Genomic DNA, 16,718 nt, shown 5'->3' with positions numbered 1-16,718 from the left:
ATGATTGTTAGTTATAATTTAGAAGCAGTTGGAGATACATTATTAATTGTTGTAGCACAAGGAAAAAGTAAAGAAGTGTCTGTTATCAAACAAGGTAATGTAGCTTGTATTGTAGAAAAAGATACAGATCAAATCCTTGGTTGGAATATTTTTGATGCGTCACATCATATCACTAATTTAAATGGAAATGGTGAAATCAAACTATCTCCATCACAAATCACGGAATTAAATTTAGCTGTAAAAGAAGCAGGATTTGCCCATGAGTTTGAGGTTGATGATGCCCCTAAATTTGTAGTAGGGTATGTTCATACATCAACACCCCATCAAGATTCAGATCATTTAACAGTGAATGATATAGAAGTGGATAATGGCGAGCATTTACAAATTGTTTGTGGAGCGCCAAATATAAAAGCAGGATTGAAGGTTGTTGTGGCAAAAGTTGGAGCCATGATGCCTGATGGCTTAATTATATGGCCAGGTGAATTACGTGGTGTGGCAAGTTTTGGGATGGTGTGTTCTGCAAAAGAATTACATTTACCAAATGCACCAAAAGAAAAAGGAATTTTAGAGCTAGATGATAGCTATGAAGTGGGAAGTCGCTTCAATTTACCAAAATAATTAATACTTTGTAAAATTTTGAGTTAATAATTGTTGTTTCAAACACTATGAGTTAAAATAACATAGAGACATATTAAAGGGGGGAATTGCAATGAGTTTTATTGATGAAACAGTCCAATTTGATTTTGGTGATGCCAATAAACGTGAAGTAAGTGAAACATTAGCGATTGTTTACATGGCGTTAAAAGAAAAAGGCTATAATCCAATTAATCAAATTGTTGGTTACTTATTATCAGGAGACCCAGCCTATATTCCACGTTATCAAGATGCTCGTAATTTAATTCGTCGCCATGAAAGAGACGAAATTATGGAAGAATTGGTAAAAAACTATTTAGTGCATAATGGTATCGATCTATTATGAGAAAAATGGGATTAGATGTAGGATCTAGAACTGTTGGTGTTGCCGTAAGTGATTTACTTGGTTGGACAGCCCAAGGGTTAGAAATTATAAAAATTAATGAAGATGAAGGCGAGTTCGGTATTGAACGTGTAGCAGAATTAGTCAAGCAATATGACGTGACTGAATTTGTTGTTGGATTACCAAAAAACATGAATAATACGATTGGGCCTAGAGCTGAAGCGGCGATAGCCTATGGTGATTTATTGAAAGAAACTTTCAATTTACCAGTTGTTTATCAAGATGAGCGATTATCGACTGTCGCAGCAGAAAGAATGTTAGTTGAACAAGCTAATACATCTCGAGCGAAGCGAAAAAAAGTGATTGATAAGTTAGCAGCTGTGATGATTCTTCAAAATTATTTGGATAAAAAGGTTTAATAGCCTTTTTATCTTTTTTTTTGTATAATGAAGGAGAAGCAAAGATGAACAGAAAAGAGGAATAAATGATGACAGATAAACATGTCCATACAGAAGACTGTAACCACGATCATGAACATGAAGCAGATGATTTAATTACGTTAATTGATGATGAAGGAAATGAGGTATTATTCCGTATTCATTTAACAATTGATGGAAAAGAAGAATTTGGTAAAGATTATGTCTTACTATATGATGCAAGCACACCAGAAGGCGAAGAAGTTGAATTATTAGCTTATGCTTATGAGCAAGCAGATAATGAAGCAGAAGGCCGTTTAATGGAAATTGAAACAGAAGCTGAATGGGATATGATTGAAGAAGTTTTCAATGCATTCGAGTCAGAAGAAGACTAAAAATTTGAAATACTAGCTAGACTCTTATTAATAGAGTTTAGCTTTTTTTGTAGGTGTTGGAAAATAAAGGTGGATAAATTTATGAAAAAGAATGAAGACGGATACACTGTTTTGTTGTTAAGTTTATTAATCGGGATTGTTTTTGGGAGTGTTTTAAAAGATATGGCACTGGGAGTATTAATAGGAATTCTATTTTATCCTATTTTAACAGTAATGAAAAAATATTAGGCAGGAATGATAAGATGATTACTAAATTAGAGGTTTTACCGGAAAATCAATTAAAAGACATTATGTCAATTTGGCTTGATACTAATAAAAAAGCTCATTCTTTTATAGCCAATTCGTATTGGGAAGATAATATAGAGTTTGTAGAAAAAGAGCTACCTAAAGCAGATATCTATATAGCAACAGATGAAAATGGAAAAATTATTGGCTTTTTAGGTATTTTAGAAAGCTATATAGCAGGTTTATTTGTATCGTCTGATTATCAAAGGCAAGGTATCGGAAATAAACTAATAAAACGAGCAAAAGCAGATTTTGAAGAATTATCCTTAACTGTTTATGAAAAAAATAAACAGGCAATCCATTTTTATACTAAAGAAGGATTTAAAATTAGTGAAACTCAAATTGATGAGGACACAAAAGAAATTGAATTAGTTATGGTATACAAAAACTGACAGTGAATAAATCAACTGTCAGTTTTATGTTTAGTGTTTTTTCTTTTTCATATACACTAAAATAGCTGCTAAACCAATGATTAGAATTCCTATGAATGGTAGATATTTTTGGATAACCTCTCCTGTTTTAGGAAGATGAGATAAAGAGTTTAGTTCTTGATTATTTTTGTTTATTTTTTTATTTTTAGAAACTGTTTTCTGAGATTTAGTGTCTGTCTGGCTACTTGTTTCACTAGTCTCTGAATTAGCTGATTGACTTGATTGTTTACTAGAACTTATTTCTGTACTATCAGTTGTTTCAGAAGCAGGAGCGACTAAAATATTATCATCTTCAGTTATTAGGGTAGAAGAGGATGACGTAGAACTTGATTCTTGTTGACTACTACTTACTGTTGCATCTGTTGTCTCAGAAGTACTAGTGGTTGAAATACTTGATTCTTTATTTGTTGTTTGAATAATAGAGTCACTACTACTTTCTGAAGGTATTGTATCTGTTACGCTAGTTGTTTCTTGTGTCGACTCATTTTCAGATTGACTGATAGTGTCATTTGTCTGACTTGTTTCACTTTCGCTACTTAAAGAAGAACTAGAATCAGTTTCTGTTGTTGATTCAGTAGAGGACGTCATTGTATCGCTTGTTTCAGGAACGACTACATCTTTTTTAGTGTGCAATTGTTTAAATTGATTATTTTCTTCAAATAATTTTCCGATTTCTAGTAAAAGTCTATCTTGATTCGTCGCAGCATTAAATTGTATCCCTAAAGGTAAATTATCTTTGCTGACATAAGTTGGTAAACTAATAGCAGGTTGGCCAGTTAAGTTTGCTAACTGAGTGAACGGTGTGTATGCTAAAGAGTTTAGCCACTGATCATAGACAACTTTCATTCGTTCATCTTTTGTTTTCAGCTCATCAATATGTTTGATTTGTTCAGCGTATTCTGGTGTTAGTAAAGATTCAGTTAGTCCTGGAGCAGTTGAAGCCGTAGTTGGCGTTAAGATTAATGGATAGTCTTTATACAAAGCTTCCATTGTTTCCTTAACCTCATCGTTATAAGCGTTGACTTTTTCTAAGTCTTCTTTATGGACAAATCCACTCGCTTGGTAAAGAGCCCAAGTAACTGGATCAACATCTTCTATATGTAAACTTCTTTTTAATGTTTGCTGGGCTAAAAAGTTTGCTAAACTACCTGAAGCAGTGGCCATCTCATAATAACCATGCATTAGTTTAACCCCATCAACAGGTACAGTGATTTCTTCAGTGATAAATCCTTTTGAATTTAAAAAGTTAACAGCGTTCATAACAGCTTGTTTCGCGTCATCACTGACAGGTGTTCCAACAGGTGAAGTAGTGGTGTAACCTACTTTTATACCAGTAAGATTAGCCGGTGTAGGATTAATATCAGTTGTTAATAGATTTTCAAATAAAGCTGTCGTGTCTTCCATATTTTTAGCAAGTGGGAAATTAACAACTTGTCCAGTTTTTGCATTTCCCGAAATGATTCCTCTAGAGGGTTTTAATCCGACAAGGCCATTCCATGATGCTGGAATTCTGATAGAGCCACCAGCATCACTACCAGATGCAACAGGAACAACACCAGATGCCACGGCAGCACCAGAGCCACCAGAAGACCCACCGGCTTGAAAATTAGGATTCCAGGGACTTCCAGTAGGGCCATAAAGAGTTGAATCAGTCACGTTTTTCAGTCCTAATTGTGGGTAGTTACTTTGACCAATGATAACAAAGCCTAAATCTTGTAATGATTTGGCAATTCGTCCGTTAAATTTTGTTGTGATATGTTTGTTAAAATCTAACCCATTGGAGTTACTTCCACCAACGATACTATGACCTAATCCTTTCATTACGATTGGAACACCAAAAAATGGTTGACCGTTATCAACCATCTCGCTTGCTTCTTTTAAAGCAAGTTCTTTTCTTGTTGTAATCAATGCATTTGTTCGCGGATTTTCTATTTCATTGACTTTAAAAGCCAAATCAATTAATTCTTCGATTGTGACTTTTTTCTCTCTTACTAGCTTAGCTAAATCAGTAGCGCTCATAGAAATGTACTGATCAGTTGTTAGATTCGTGTGTTGTGGTGTATCAGCAACAACGGTTGAACTACTAGTGGTAGTGACAGGAACCTCTACTGCATGAGTCTGTATACCAACAGATAATAGTGCTGTGGCAAGTAATAATTTTATATGATTTTTTATCGACATGTTTTTTCTCCTTTTGACAAACTTCTTCAAGTGTAATCAAAAACAATAAAAAAAAGAACCACGTAATTTTTTACGTTGTTCTTTTATTGACAAAAAAGTCAAAAATGTGTAAATTTTTTATAAAAGTTTACTGCTAGAAGACAGGTTTTGAAATAAGCAAAACAATTTTGTATTTAACGATTAATTAAATTGTAGGCTTTTTGTGTATTGGCAAAATGAACTTTTGCATATTGTTCTAAAAGGGGCATGCCCCCTTTTTTGATGATTTTAGCTGCCGCAATATCAGATTTTTGTCCAGCACCAGAGGGCACATTAAATCCTAATTCTTTACTAGCTGTTTCTAAACTTGTTAAAAATTCTGCTCGGCAAATGATGGACGCCGCTGCGACTGATAGATGATATTGCTCACCTTTTGTCGTAAAGTAAAGAGGTTTAGTCACCTGATTTTTTTCTTTTGACAAGTATTTTCGATAGTTTGATTCAGGGGTAAATTGATCAATCAATATACCTTTAGGGGTAATTGGACTGATGTCTTGCATTAAAAGATAGATGGCTTGATTATGTAAGGCGACTTTCATGCGATTGACATTGTATTCGGGTTGGATTTCATTATATTTTTTTGGTGTTAATATTAGTTTTCGGTAAGGCATGACATGGATGATTTCTTTGGCAATCCGTTTGATGTCTGTATCAGTTAACATTTTTGAGTCTTTTACACCTAATTCTTTTAGTATGGGCATATGAGTTTCATCAACATAAGTGGCACATACCACAACAGGACCTAAGTAGCTACCATTTCCAACTTCATCACTACCGATAACATTCCATGAAGCGAAGTCTTTTGGTAAAGCAGAAGACGCGCTTTTTTCTTTTGTTTGCTTTGAATTTGTTGCGCCACGTTTTTCCCACATAGCAGCTTCTATTTCAGCTTTTTCTCCTTGAAAGACGACTTTTTTTGATTGATAAGCGGTGATAACCACTCCAGGGATTTTTGCTTGAAATACTGCATAAGGAGGTGTTTTCTTGAAGAATGGCTCATAAGCACTTGATAGTTCTTGTAATAATGTTTCTGTAGCTAGTAATGTGACTGTTTGGGGCATATTCAACTTCCTTTTTAAAAAATTTAAGTTAAGTATAACATGTTTTTATCTTGAATGATTCTTAAGATACTGTTTGCTTAATTGTCAATTAAAAGAAAGTCATATATAATTAAGTTGCTTCTTTTAGTGAAGGATTTATGGGAGGATTTTAAATGGCTCTTGAAGAGAACAAACGATATAAAGCAACCATTGCTGGTAATACATATACAATCATAGGAAAAGAAAGTCATTATCATATGGATATTGTTAATCAGTTGGCAAACGAGCAACTTGAAACAATTATGAAAAATGCTCCTAAGTTATCAACAGAACAGGCAGCTATCTTACTAGCGATTAATACACTATCTGTTCAAATAAAACAACAAGAAACAATTCTAGACTTAAAAAAAGATATTAGTGATTTAGAAGATGAATTAGAAAAAATGATGGCGTTAGAAGAACGTCTTGATAAAATTGAAGCAAGAGAAAAAGAAACACGAAAAAAAGTGATACAAGAAAACCGAGAATTAACAGATGAAGAGATGTTGAATCAGATTGAAATTCAAAAAATTGTGAATGAACAAGCAAAAGAAAAAATTAAACGCAACAATCATCAAAAGAAAGAACAACAGTCAAACAAATAAAAAATAAGTAGGTTTTTCAATGGTTATAACAATAATTAGTATTTTAGTATTATTGACAGGATTTTATGCAGGCTATCGACGAGGTTTTGCTTTACAGTTGGTTTACTTTGTTGGCTATTCGTTGAGCTTTTTTATGGCAAAAAGTATGTACCAATCTGTAGGAAAAAAAATTGAATTATTAATTCCTTATCCTGCACCAACACAGACAACGAAACTAGCTATTTTTGATAATCAGCTGATATTTGATTTAGATAAAGCTTTTTATGCAGCGTTTGGCTTTTTAATTATTTTAGTTGTAGGGTATTTGATAACAAAATTTGTTGGCATGTTGTGTTACAGATTAACTTTTATCCCACTACTTCATAAAAGTAATCAGTTAGTTGGAGGATTAATTAACCTTGCTTTAACCTATATTGGGTTAGTCATTGTGTTAACGATAATAAGCATGATACCTCTAGCCTTTATTCAAAATGCTTTTGCTGGATCTGGTATTGCTAGAGCGATGATTGAACATACCCCAATACTGTCATCTAGTTTATATCAGTGGTGGATTAAACAAATTATTTTATAAAAGAAGAGCCTAGTAAAATGGGCTCTTTATTTACATAAGTCGTATTTTAGGAAGTGAAATAAAATGAAAAAGAAAATAGAAGATATTTTAGAATTTGATAAAGTGAAGCAATTATTATCACAGCATATTGTGACAAAATCAGGATTAGATCATGTGAGTGAGTTAAAGGCTTCTCATTCATATGATGAGATAGAAGAAGCATTAATGGAAACGGAAGATGGGATGACAGTTCTACGTTTGCGTGGTGGGATTCCTATGCCGATTTTAGAAAATATTAAACCACATATGAAACGGATTGAAATAGGTGCCATGCTTAATGGAGTTGAGCTAGCGCAAGTTGGACGTGTGCTAAGAACAGTGTTAGAGATTCAATCCTTTTTTGATGATTTAAACGATGCTGATGTTGAGTTACATCGATTATATGATTGGTCAGAAAAAATGATTGCGTTACCTGATTTATCAAAAGTGATTCGATTATCAATTGATGAAGATGGTCATGTAACAGATGAAGCATCGACTGAATTAAAACAAATTAGACAAAGTATTAGACGGTCTGAGCAAGCAGTTAGAGAACAGCTTGATGGCATACTTCGTGGAAAAAATTCAAATTATTTAAGTGATACCATTGTTACAATGAGAAATGACCGCTATGTTATTCCGGTAAAAAGTGAGTATCGTAGTCATTTTGGTGGTGTGGTACATGATCAAAGTGCATCAGGTCAAACAGTCTTTGTTGAGCCAAGGCAAGTAGTGGAGTTAAATAATCGGTTAAGACAACATCAAATCGCTGAAAGAAAAGAAATTGAGCGTATTTTAGCTGAACTATCTAACGAGTTAGCTCCTTATAGACACGATATTTTACAAAATGCTTATGTCTTAGGTAAACTAGATTTTATTAACAGTAAAGCATTATTCGGTAAGCAATTAAAAGCTGTTGTTCCTAGATTGAGTGAAGATAAAGAGGTTCATCTGAAACAAGCAAGACATCCTTTAATTGATGAAAATGTTGTGGTACCAAATGATATTGTGATTGGTAAAGAGTATCAAGCAGTCGTTATTACCGGACCGAATACTGGTGGTAAAACCATTACGCTAAAAACATTAGGCCTTCTTCAATTAATGGGGCAATCAGGGTTACCAATTCCTGTTGGAGAAGAAAGTAGTATTGGGATTTTTTCAAATATTTATGCAGATATTGGGGACGAGCAGTCAATTGAACAGAATTTATCAACGTTCTCTTCACATATGACAAACATTGTGTCAATTTTAGATAATCTTGATTCAGATAGTTTGGTATTATTTGATGAGTTAGGAGCGGGTACTGATCCACAAGAAGGAGCAGCACTGGCTATTTCTATTCTAGATAAAGTGGGAGAAATTGGTGCTTATGTCATGGCAACAACTCACTATCCAGAATTAAAAGTTTATGGTTATAATCGACCTAATACTATTAATGCTAGTATGGAATTTGATGTGGATACACTCAGTCCAACTTATCGTTTATTGATTGGGATACCTGGTCGAAGTAATGCGTTTGAAATATCAAAACGTTTAGGATTATCACCTGAGATTATTGAGCAATCAAAACAAATTATTGATGGTGAAAGCCAGGATTTAAATGATATGATTTCTGATTTAGAGAACCAACGCAAAATGACCGAAACAGAATATTTGGAAATGCGTCACTATGCTGATGAAGCTGAAACGCTTTATCACGATTTAAAAGAGGCTTATGAACTGTTCTTTACTGAACGTGAAAAAGAGATGAATAAAGCGAAACAAAAAGCAAATGACGTCATCAGTAAAGCACAAGAAGAATCAGAAAAAATGATTAAAGATATTCGACAAATGCAACTTAGAACTGGCAATAATCAAGCGGTCAAAGAACATGAATTGATTGAGGTTAAATCAAATTTAGAAAGCTTAAAACATGATGAAACACACTTGAAGAAAAATAAAGTCTTGAAAAAAGCGAAAGAGAAAAAGTCATTTAAAGCAGGAGACGATGTATTAGTTGAAGCGTTTGGTCAACGTGGAACATTAATAGAAAAAGTCGGAACTAACGAGTGGCAAGTGCAGTTAGGTATTTTAAAAATGAATGTGTCTGAAGATGGTATGACGCGAATTGCACCAGAAAAAGAACCTAAAATGCGGGTAACAGCGGTCAAAAGTGATGGTGGTGGGAGTCGTCAGTCTGTTTCAACGCAACTTGATTTGCGAGGGAAACGTTATGAAGATGCGATTGCAGAAGTCGATCAATACATTGATGCAGCGTTACTTGCAGGATATCCTCAAGTGACGATTGTCCATGGACGTGGAACAGGTGCTTTGAAACAAGGGGTTCAAGAGTATTTAAAAAACAATCGCCGTGTTAAAAAATATAATTTTGCCCCTAGTAATCAAGGTGGAGACGGTGCGACCATTGTTAGTTTTTAAAATATGAGCAGATTGTTAGTGGTTTACTACCCCCGATGGTATAATCAATTCATAAAGTAAAAGATTATTTAGGAGATGAATGAATATGGTAGAAAATATTACAGATGCAAATTTTGCAGCAGAAACAAGTGAAGGATTAGTATTAGTTGATTTTTGGGCACCTTGGTGTGGGCCATGTCGTATGCAAGGACCTATCCTAGATGGTATTGCAACAGAATATCAAGATAAAGTAAAAATCGTTAAAGTAAACGTTGACGAAAATCCTCAAACAAGCCAAGCACATGGCATTATGAGTATTCCAACATTATTACTTAAAAAAGATGGTCAAGTAGTCGAACAAATGATTGGTGTTCAACAAAAACCACAATTAGAGCAAGTATTTAATAAATATCTTTAAAAGATTAAATCATTCTATGGTGACTAGTCACTGTAGAATGATTTTTTTTTCAACAAATTGTATACTTGATAAAGAGTAAGAACAAGGAGATTGAAAGATTGAATGAACGAATAAAAAATAAATTAGCTTTGTTGCCTGATCAACCAGGGTGTTATTTGATGAAGGATAAACATAATACCATTATCTATGTCGGAAAAGCTAAAGTGTTAAAAAATAGAGTGCGTTCTTATTTTACAGGGACGCATGATGAAAAAACTCAGCGATTAGTGAGTGAAATTGTGGATTTTGAAACGATTATTACAGAGTCAAACACAGAAGCCTTGCTTTTAGAAATTAATTTGATTCAAAAAAACATGCCGAAATATAACATCATGTTAAAAGATGATAAAAGCTATCCCTTTATTAAAATTACGAATGAAAAAGCACCAAGATTACTTATTACCAGAAAAGTATTGAAAGATAATGCCATTTACTTTGGACCATATCCTGATGTCAAAGCAGCCAATGAAACCAAGCGACTACTAGATAAAATCTATCCTCTTAGAAAATGTAAAAATCTACCAAATGAAGTGTGTTTGTATTATCATATGGGACAATGTTTAGGACCATGTGTCAATCCTGTGGTAGAAGCGAAATACAAAGAGATGGTAGAAGAAATTAAAAAGTTTTTAAATGGTGGCTATACTGAGATTCAAAAAGAAATTGAAGAAAAAATGATAAAAGCCTCTGAGGATATGGAGTTTGAAAAAGCGGCCGAATATCGTGATCAAATTCAATCCATTCAAAGCGTGATGACAAAACAAAAAATGACGAATGCGGATTTTGTCGATCGTGATGTTTTTGGTTATTATGCAGATAAAGGATGGATGGTTGTTCAAGTCTTTTTTGTTAGACAAGGTAAACTTATTGAAAGAAATGTTTTTGATTTCCCTTTTTATAATGAACCAGAAGAAGATATGCTGACATTTATCGGCCAGTTTTATCAAGAAAATCATCATTTTATTCCGAAAGAAATTTTACTACCAAAAGAATTGGATAAGACGCTTGTAGAAGCAATGATTCCAACTAAAATATTACAACCTCAACGTGGTGAAAAAAAAGATTTAGTCGAATTAGCTAATAAAAATGCCAAAATTTATTTGGAAGAACAGTTTAATTTGATTGAACGAAAAGAAGATAGAACGATTGGGGCGGTAGAAAAGCTAGGACAAGCAATGAATATTCCAATACCTAATAGAATTGAAGCATTTGATAACTCGAATATTATGGGAGTGGATCCTGTTTCTGCTATGGTGGTTTATATTGACGGAAAACCATCAAAAAAAGACTATCGTAAATTTAAAATTAAAACAGTTGAAGGTCCAGATGATTATGCCTCAATGAAAGAAGTGATTTATCGAAGATATTCGCGAGTGATAAAGGACAATTTACCAATGCCAGATTTGATTATAATTGATGGAGGTAAAGGTCAAGTACATGCTGCTCAAGATGTGTTAGATAATCAATTAGGCTTAGATATACCAATTGCAGGATTAGCAAAAAATGATCAACATAAAACAAGTGAGTTATTATTTGGACCAGATTTGGAAGTCATTCCATTAAAGCGTCATTCATCTGAATTCTTTTTACTTCAACGTATACAAGATGAAGTCCATCGCTTTGCCATTACATTTCATCGATCAACTCGTAGCAAAACAAGTTTTGCTTCTAAACTAGATGGGATAGAGGGTCTTGGTCCTAAGCGTAAAAAACAATTATTGACTAAATTTAAATCGATGAAAAAAATTGAAGAAGCAAGTGTCAAAGAGTTGATTGAATCAGGGTTACCACAAAACGTTGCGACTAATGTATACCAACATTTTCAATCAATAAAAAAATAGTCAAATGAATAAAAAAATGTTACAATTTAAAGCATGTTTTTTTAATTCGATAATAGAGGAGTCTTAACTATGAGTTTAATCATACAAATCGTTACATTACTTATCATTTTTGTCAGTATGTTTATTTATTATCGTCAAGTAAATCAAGCAAAAAAAAGTCAGTTAGGTTTAGAAGTATTGGCTAGATCGTCTCAATTAACGATGAGTGCTTTTATTTTAGGGTTAGGTGTTATTTTAATTGAGTTAAATTCATTTGGATTATCAAGAAGTGAGTTTGTGAATCATTTATTGATGTATGGTGCATTTGTTGGGTTAGTGACAATTATTAGTATTTGGTACTACTCTCGAACACTAAAAAAATAGAAAAAGTTTGTTTAAAAAGTCACAGTCAAAAACTTTGACTTTTTTGTGAAAAAATCATATAGTGTCGATGGACTAAAAGTTGGAGGGAATAAAAAATGAGCAGACCAAGAGTCGTTATTTTGGGGGCTGGCTACGCAGGCCTAAAAACAGCTAAAGAATTATGCAAGAAAAACGTTGATGCAGACATCGTTTTGGTAAACAAAAATGATTACCATTATGAATCAACACAATTACATGAAGTGGCTGCTGGAACAGAACCAGCAAGTAAAATAACTTTTAACATTGTGGATGTTATCGATACAAAAAAAGTTGAATTCATCAAAGACACTGTCATTAAAGTTGAAAAAGATGATAAAAAAGTGTTATTAGAAAACAATGGTGAGCTAACATATGATTATTTAGTAATGGCATTAGGATTTGAATCAGAAACATTTGGTATTCCAGGTGTAGACGAATTTTCTTTACCATTAGTAAATATTAAAACAGCAGAAGCAGCACAAGCACACTTAGATAAAATGTTATCTAACTATCAACAATCTAAAAATGAATTAGATTTATCAATAGTAGTATGTGGTGCTGGATTTACAAGTATTGAATATTTAGGTGAGATTACAAACCGTATTCCGAAATTGGCGAAAACAATGAATTTCCCAATGGATAAAGTGAAAATTACTTGTATTGAGGCAATGCCAACCTTATTACCAATGTTCTCAGAAAAACTTGGTCAATTTGGTATTGATGTATTGAAAAAACGTGGTGTGACATTTAAAGTTGGTACGCCAATTAAAGAAATTAAAGAAAATACAGTTGTTTATGAAGAAAATGGGGACTTAAAAGAAGTTCATGCTCATACAATTATTTGGACAACAGGGGTTAAAGGAAGCCATGTTGTTGGAGAATCTGGATTTGCAGAACGTCGTGGACGCGTGATGGTAGAAAAAGATTTACGCGTTGAAGGCTATCCTGATATCTTTATGATCGGTGATGTGAGTGCGGTAATGGATGAAGAATCTGGTCGACCATTTCCAACGACAGCTCAAATCGCGATTAAACAAGGTGAAGCAGCTGCAAACAACTTAGCTCGCTTATTGAACAACCAACCTACTGAAGCATTTACGTTTAAATCTTTAGGGACAGTAGCTTCAATCGGTAACAATGTTGGGATGGGTCAAATCCTTGGTGGAAAAGAAGTTAAAGGATATATGGGCTCAATTGTTAAGAAAAGTATTATCAATAAATCTCTTCTTGATGTTGGGACTGCAGGAACTCTTCTTAAAAAAGGCCGTTTTGATTATTATCATTAAAATATTGTGTATTAAAGTACTCTTATGCTTACGTGGCATAAGGGTATTTTTTTTTATCTTTAAAGAAAAAGGCTATTTTGTGAATATTAATAATAAATTAGTGGAAAAGATAAAATTCATTCATTTTTACTTTACAAACTTATTGTACATTAAAACTATTCTTATATGATAAAGCTATTTTGATTGTATAGGAACAAAAAAATAAGAGGGAAGTGGAAGTATTGACTAAGAAAAAAGTCATGGTAAAAAAAAGTAACAATAATAATATCATAGTAAGTATGGTGTTGGTGATATTAATCATTGTTATGGCTGTCATGTTTGTAGTAAGAGGAAAAGGGCAGTCTGTTTTAGCAACAAATAAATCATCAGATAATAAAATTGAAGTGAAAAGTAATGCAGTATCGACAGGTATTGTTAAAGAAAAAAAATAGAGTAGTGAAAAAAGTTTGAATTAGGGTAGGTGGTATAGAAGAAATAGTCAGGAGGAATTCTATAACGTATTTTATAGAAACTAAATATGAAAAAAAAAATAGTGACATTGACGGGGATTATTCTACTACTATTAAATACTGTGAGCGGCCCTATCTCTGTATTTGCCGAAACATCAGATGATGTGACTCGTAATCATAGTGTATCTGATGCTCAAGATGATGCAGATGATTTAACCGCAATTCCTAATACAGAAAGAACATACGCAGAACAATTAGATATCACGTCAAAAGATGGAAAAGAAGACGTCTCGACTAGGACAGATGATGTCAGTGAAAAACAAGATTATTCTTCTTTTATGAAACTATCCAATGAACAGCAACAGAAGATAGCAAGTTATTTTAATTGGAATAATTGGCAAAATAGTCCTAATTTTGAAGTGAACTCAACTAATCAAGATGATGGTAGCGACGGAACAACTTTTAAAAGAGAGGGAGTCACTAATATGACTGTCTCAACAGGTGATACAATTGGTGAACTTAGATTGTCTAATACATCTTTTTCATTACAAATCACTAGTATTCCTGGATTTACAACCACGGAAAATCAATTTTTATTTGCTAATCCAACTAAATATCGATTGGCTGGTAAGAATTTAGATAAAAGTGTCGAAAATAAATTATCATTTTTCTCAGGAAATGTTTATCGCTGGGAAACATACACCAATATAAAAGATAACGGCATCGGAGCATCTGGTATTGGACCAAATGAACGTTATGGAGATTTCAGATATTATAGTCAGCTAGATAGCGATTTTTATCCTGAAGCAACACCTATAACACCTAAAATAACCATTTTATCAAATCAAAATGGTTTTTATGAATTAACTAGTCGGTATAATGCGACAACTGAAACACCAATAACGAGTACATATAATCATTATGCATTTTATAATATTTATAGCATTTTAATTCCGCAAGTGATTAAAGTTCAATATAGAGATATAGATACTGGGAAAGAGATAGCACCAGAAAAAATATATGGTAAAGGAAAGCGGCTAAATGATTCTGTTAATATTACTGCACCTAATATTGGTGAGTATGAATTTGCCAATAAATGGGAGTCTCTTAGTGAGTATGCGGATTATAGTCAAATTAGTGGATCAGATAGTGGAACAAAATCTGCTATTAATACAAAATTAACCACAAATGAACGTGGTATTGTATTTTATTATCGTATGGCTCGTCCTACAGGTACAAGTATAACCAAAACAGCTGACTATAATACCGAAGATAAGTTAGCACAAATCGGAGATACTGTTAAATATAAAGTGAATTTATCAACTGAATCATTAAATGGTGAAGGTGTTAAAAATGTAACAGTTAGTGATGTATTACCTAGTGGGATGTCTGAACCCCGAAATATTGCGATAGATGGAACAAAAATTTTATCATCATCACAAACTTCAGAACTTCCAAATTATGAATGGGATAAAAGTAATCATACTATGATCATTCATCTTAATAATTTTTCAGGAAATCAAAAAAGTTTATTAACGTATCAGTCAAAAGTACTAACAGGAACTGATGGAGAAATAAAAACGAATAACATAGTATTTAGTAGTACAGACATTAACACAGGGGATAAATATTCTCCAAAAAGTTCGTGGGAATTTAAAATCAAACAGCTAAATCCTAAAATTTCGATTCAAAAAAATGTTAAAAACTTATCAAATACTACTAGTGACCATTATGTGATTGGCGATAAATTACAGTATAAAATTACTATGACAAATCCTGAAAAAGATTCAATTTTGTCAGATGGAAAGATTATAGATGATTTGCCAAAAGGGTTATCTAAGCCGAGTGATATTATACTAACTAGACCAGATGGACAAACAACTAAATTAAGTATAGAAGATATCTATAATGAAAAAACACAACAATTAGTTATACCAATAGGCAATTTAAAAGGTGGAGAAAGTGTTACATTAACTTATGAAACGTCTATAGAGGATGGTACAGCAGGTAAAGAATTAATAAATACTGCTAAAGGAACAGGTAAGACACCAGAAAATAAAGTTATTGAAGAAAGTAGTTCTCAAAAAGTAATACCTGTTAATAATCCAAGCATAAAAGTAGAGAAAAGTCTGACCGATTTAACGAGCAAAGAAGCCACCGTGGGTGATACGTTATCGTATACGATTAAAATGAGTAACCCAACCGCTGATTCCGAGTTAAGTAACGGTGTGATACGAGATGTGTTGCCAGCAGGGTTAAGTGCGCCAACGCACATCCAGTTAACCAATGCGAGTGGCGAGACGAGTGACTTATCAGCGAGTGACGTGTATGATGCGAGTACGCGTACCTTAACGATTCCTGTGGGATCCTTACAAGGTGGTCAAGTGGTAAAAGTGAGCTTTGAGAGTGAGATAGAAGCGAGCGCGGTTGGTCAAAACTTAGTGAACGTTGCGGTTGGAGAAGGTCAACGCCCAGATGGGAAACCAATGGAGGGAAGTGACAGCCAACCCGTTACACCAAGTAATAATCCAAGCATAAAAGTAGAGAAAAGTCTGACCGATTTAACGAGCAAAGAAGCCACCGTGGGTGATACGTTATCGTATACGATTAAAATGAGTAACCCAACCGCTGATTCCGAGTTAAGTAACGGTGTGATACGAGATGTGTTGCCAGCAGGGTTAAGTGCGCCAACGCACATCCAGTTAACCAATGCGAGTGGCGAGACGAGTGACTTATCAGCGAGTGACGTGTATGATGCGAGTACGCGTACCTTAACGATTCCTGTGGGATCCTTACAAGGTGGTCAAGTGGTAAAAGTGAGCTTTGAGAGTGAGATAGAAGCGAGCGCGGTTGGTCAAAACTTAGTGAACGTTGCGGTTGGAGAAGGTCAACGCCCAGATGGGAAACCAAT

17 protein-coding genes are annotated in these 16,718 nt (G+C 33.7%); 15 read left to right on the top strand and 2 right to left on the bottom strand.

Annotated elements, in window-relative coordinates; translation table 11 throughout:
• The 6 genes from ytpR (at position 1) to CBF36_RS02265 (ending at position 2,464) form a co-directional block, all read left to right on the top strand.
• Positions 1–618: a YtpR family tRNA-binding protein gene (gene ytpR, locus CBF36_RS02285; RefSeq protein ID WP_125956260.1), complete on the top strand. Its 618-nt coding sequence runs from the start codon at positions 1–3 to the stop codon at positions 616–618.
• A 91-nt stretch (positions 619–709) separates the two neighbouring features.
• Positions 710–979, top strand: a complete 270-nt coding sequence (locus CBF36_RS02280; protein WP_125956258.1) for an IreB family regulatory phosphoprotein — start codon at positions 710–712, stop codon at positions 977–979.
• Positions 976–1,395, top strand: coding sequence for a Holliday junction resolvase RuvX (ruvX, locus tag CBF36_RS02275; RefSeq protein ID WP_125956257.1), 420 nt, complete (start codon positions 976–978; stop codon positions 1,393–1,395). The genes CBF36_RS02280 and ruvX overlap by 4 nt, the downstream gene beginning before the upstream one ends.
• 68 nt (positions 1,396–1,463) lie before the next feature.
• Complete coding sequence (locus CBF36_RS02270) at positions 1,464–1,787, top strand: DUF1292 domain-containing protein (RefSeq protein ID WP_125956255.1); 324 nt, start codon at positions 1,464–1,466, stop codon at positions 1,785–1,787.
• An 81-nt stretch (positions 1,788–1,868) separates the two neighbouring features.
• Positions 1,869–2,015 carry a hypothetical protein gene (locus CBF36_RS12235; protein WP_165865357.1) on the top strand — a complete coding sequence of 49 codons (147 nt, stop codon included), beginning with the start codon at positions 1,869–1,871 and terminating at the stop codon, positions 2,013–2,015.
• A gap of 14 nt (positions 2,016–2,029) precedes the next feature.
• Entirely contained in the window at positions 2,030–2,464 is a 435-nt protein-coding gene (locus CBF36_RS02265) for a GNAT family N-acetyltransferase (protein WP_125956253.1), read from the top strand.
• A gap of 30 nt (positions 2,465–2,494) precedes the next feature.
• Here CBF36_RS02265 and CBF36_RS02260 read toward each other — a convergent pair whose 3' ends face one another.
• Positions 2,495–4,684 (bottom strand): amidase family protein, encoded by a 2,190-nt coding sequence (locus tag CBF36_RS02260; protein WP_125956252.1) that lies wholly within the window; start codon positions 4,682–4,684, stop codon positions 2,495–2,497.
• 173 nt (positions 4,685–4,857) lie between these two features.
• Positions 4,858–5,784 (bottom strand): ribonuclease HIII, encoded by a 927-nt coding sequence (gene rnhC, locus CBF36_RS02255; RefSeq protein WP_125956250.1) that lies wholly within the window; start codon positions 5,782–5,784, stop codon positions 4,858–4,860.
• Positions 5,785–5,936: 152 nt separating this feature from the next.
• On the opposite strand from rnhC, the gene zapA reads away from it, so the two are divergent.
• The 9 genes from zapA to CBF36_RS02210 form a co-directional block, all read left to right on the top strand.
• Positions 5,937–6,407 carry a cell division protein ZapA gene (gene zapA, locus CBF36_RS02250; protein ID WP_125956248.1) on the top strand — a complete coding sequence of 157 codons (471 nt, stop codon included), beginning with the start codon at positions 5,937–5,939 and terminating at the stop codon, positions 6,405–6,407.
• A gap of 19 nt (positions 6,408–6,426) precedes the next feature.
• The gene (locus CBF36_RS02245) at positions 6,427–6,978 is read left to right on the top strand and encodes a CvpA family protein (protein ID WP_125956247.1); all 552 of its coding nucleotides are present in this window, start codon (positions 6,427–6,429) and stop codon (positions 6,976–6,978) included.
• 63 nt (positions 6,979–7,041) lie between these two features.
• Complete coding sequence (locus CBF36_RS02240) at positions 7,042–9,414, top strand: endonuclease MutS2 (protein ID WP_125956245.1); 2,373 nt, start codon at positions 7,042–7,044, stop codon at positions 9,412–9,414.
• 85 nt (positions 9,415–9,499) lie between these two features.
• Positions 9,500–9,811, top strand: a complete 312-nt coding sequence (trxA, locus tag CBF36_RS02235) for a thioredoxin (RefSeq protein WP_125956243.1) — start codon at positions 9,500–9,502, stop codon at positions 9,809–9,811.
• Positions 9,812–9,909: 98 nt separating this feature from the next.
• Positions 9,910–11,691, top strand: coding sequence for an excinuclease ABC subunit UvrC (gene uvrC / locus CBF36_RS02230; RefSeq protein WP_243637955.1), 1,782 nt, complete (start codon positions 9,910–9,912; stop codon positions 11,689–11,691).
• A 69-nt stretch (positions 11,692–11,760) separates the two neighbouring features.
• Positions 11,761–12,054 carry a hypothetical protein gene (locus CBF36_RS02225; protein WP_125956241.1) on the top strand — a complete coding sequence of 98 codons (294 nt, stop codon included), beginning with the start codon at positions 11,761–11,763 and terminating at the stop codon, positions 12,052–12,054.
• A gap of 95 nt (positions 12,055–12,149) precedes the next feature.
• Complete coding sequence (locus tag CBF36_RS02220) at positions 12,150–13,358, top strand: NAD(P)/FAD-dependent oxidoreductase (RefSeq protein WP_125956239.1); 1,209 nt, start codon at positions 12,150–12,152, stop codon at positions 13,356–13,358.
• A gap of 221 nt (positions 13,359–13,579) precedes the next feature.
• Complete coding sequence (locus tag CBF36_RS02215) at positions 13,580–13,789, top strand: hypothetical protein (RefSeq protein WP_125956237.1); 210 nt, start codon at positions 13,580–13,582, stop codon at positions 13,787–13,789.
• An 86-nt stretch (positions 13,790–13,875) separates the two neighbouring features.
• On the top strand, positions 13,876–16,718 hold a 2,843-nt coding region (locus CBF36_RS02210), incomplete at its 3' end, for an isopeptide-forming domain-containing fimbrial protein (protein ID WP_133306811.1).

Origin of the sequence: Vagococcus bubulae, from assembly GCF_003950315.1 — a bacterium.
Taxonomy (GTDB): domain Bacteria; phylum Bacillota; class Bacilli; order Lactobacillales; family Vagococcaceae; genus Vagococcus; species Vagococcus bubulae.
Note: the sequence above shows the minus strand (reverse complement) of the source record. Positions and strands in the feature narration are given on the sequence as shown.

Coding starts and splice junctions, on each gene's coding strand:
- ytpR (WP_125956260.1), top strand. CDS start 1: ATGATTGTTAGTTATAATTTAGAAGCAGTTGGAGATACATTATTAATT.
- CBF36_RS02280 (WP_125956258.1), top strand. CDS start 710: ATGAGTTTTATTGATGAAACAGTCCAATTTGATTTTGGTGATGCCAAT.
- ruvX (WP_125956257.1), top strand. CDS start 976: ATGAGAAAAATGGGATTAGATGTAGGATCTAGAACTGTTGGTGTTGCC.
- CBF36_RS02270 (WP_125956255.1), top strand. CDS start 1,464: ATGACAGATAAACATGTCCATACAGAAGACTGTAACCACGATCATGAA.
- CBF36_RS12235 (WP_165865357.1), top strand. CDS start 1,869: ATGAAAAAGAATGAAGACGGATACACTGTTTTGTTGTTAAGTTTATTA.
- CBF36_RS02265 (WP_125956253.1), top strand. CDS start 2,030: ATGATTACTAAATTAGAGGTTTTACCGGAAAATCAATTAAAAGACATT.
- CBF36_RS02260 (WP_125956252.1), bottom strand. CDS start 4,684: ATGTCGATAAAAAATCATATAAAATTATTACTTGCCACAGCACTATTA.
- rnhC (WP_125956250.1), bottom strand. CDS start 5,784: ATGCCCCAAACAGTCACATTACTAGCTACAGAAACATTATTACAAGAA.
- zapA (WP_125956248.1), top strand. CDS start 5,937: ATGGCTCTTGAAGAGAACAAACGATATAAAGCAACCATTGCTGGTAAT.
- CBF36_RS02245 (WP_125956247.1), top strand. CDS start 6,427: ATGGTTATAACAATAATTAGTATTTTAGTATTATTGACAGGATTTTAT.
- CBF36_RS02240 (WP_125956245.1), top strand. CDS start 7,042: ATGAAAAAGAAAATAGAAGATATTTTAGAATTTGATAAAGTGAAGCAA.
- trxA (WP_125956243.1), top strand. CDS start 9,500: ATGGTAGAAAATATTACAGATGCAAATTTTGCAGCAGAAACAAGTGAA.
- CBF36_RS02225 (WP_125956241.1), top strand. CDS start 11,761: ATGAGTTTAATCATACAAATCGTTACATTACTTATCATTTTTGTCAGT.
- CBF36_RS02220 (WP_125956239.1), top strand. CDS start 12,150: ATGAGCAGACCAAGAGTCGTTATTTTGGGGGCTGGCTACGCAGGCCTA.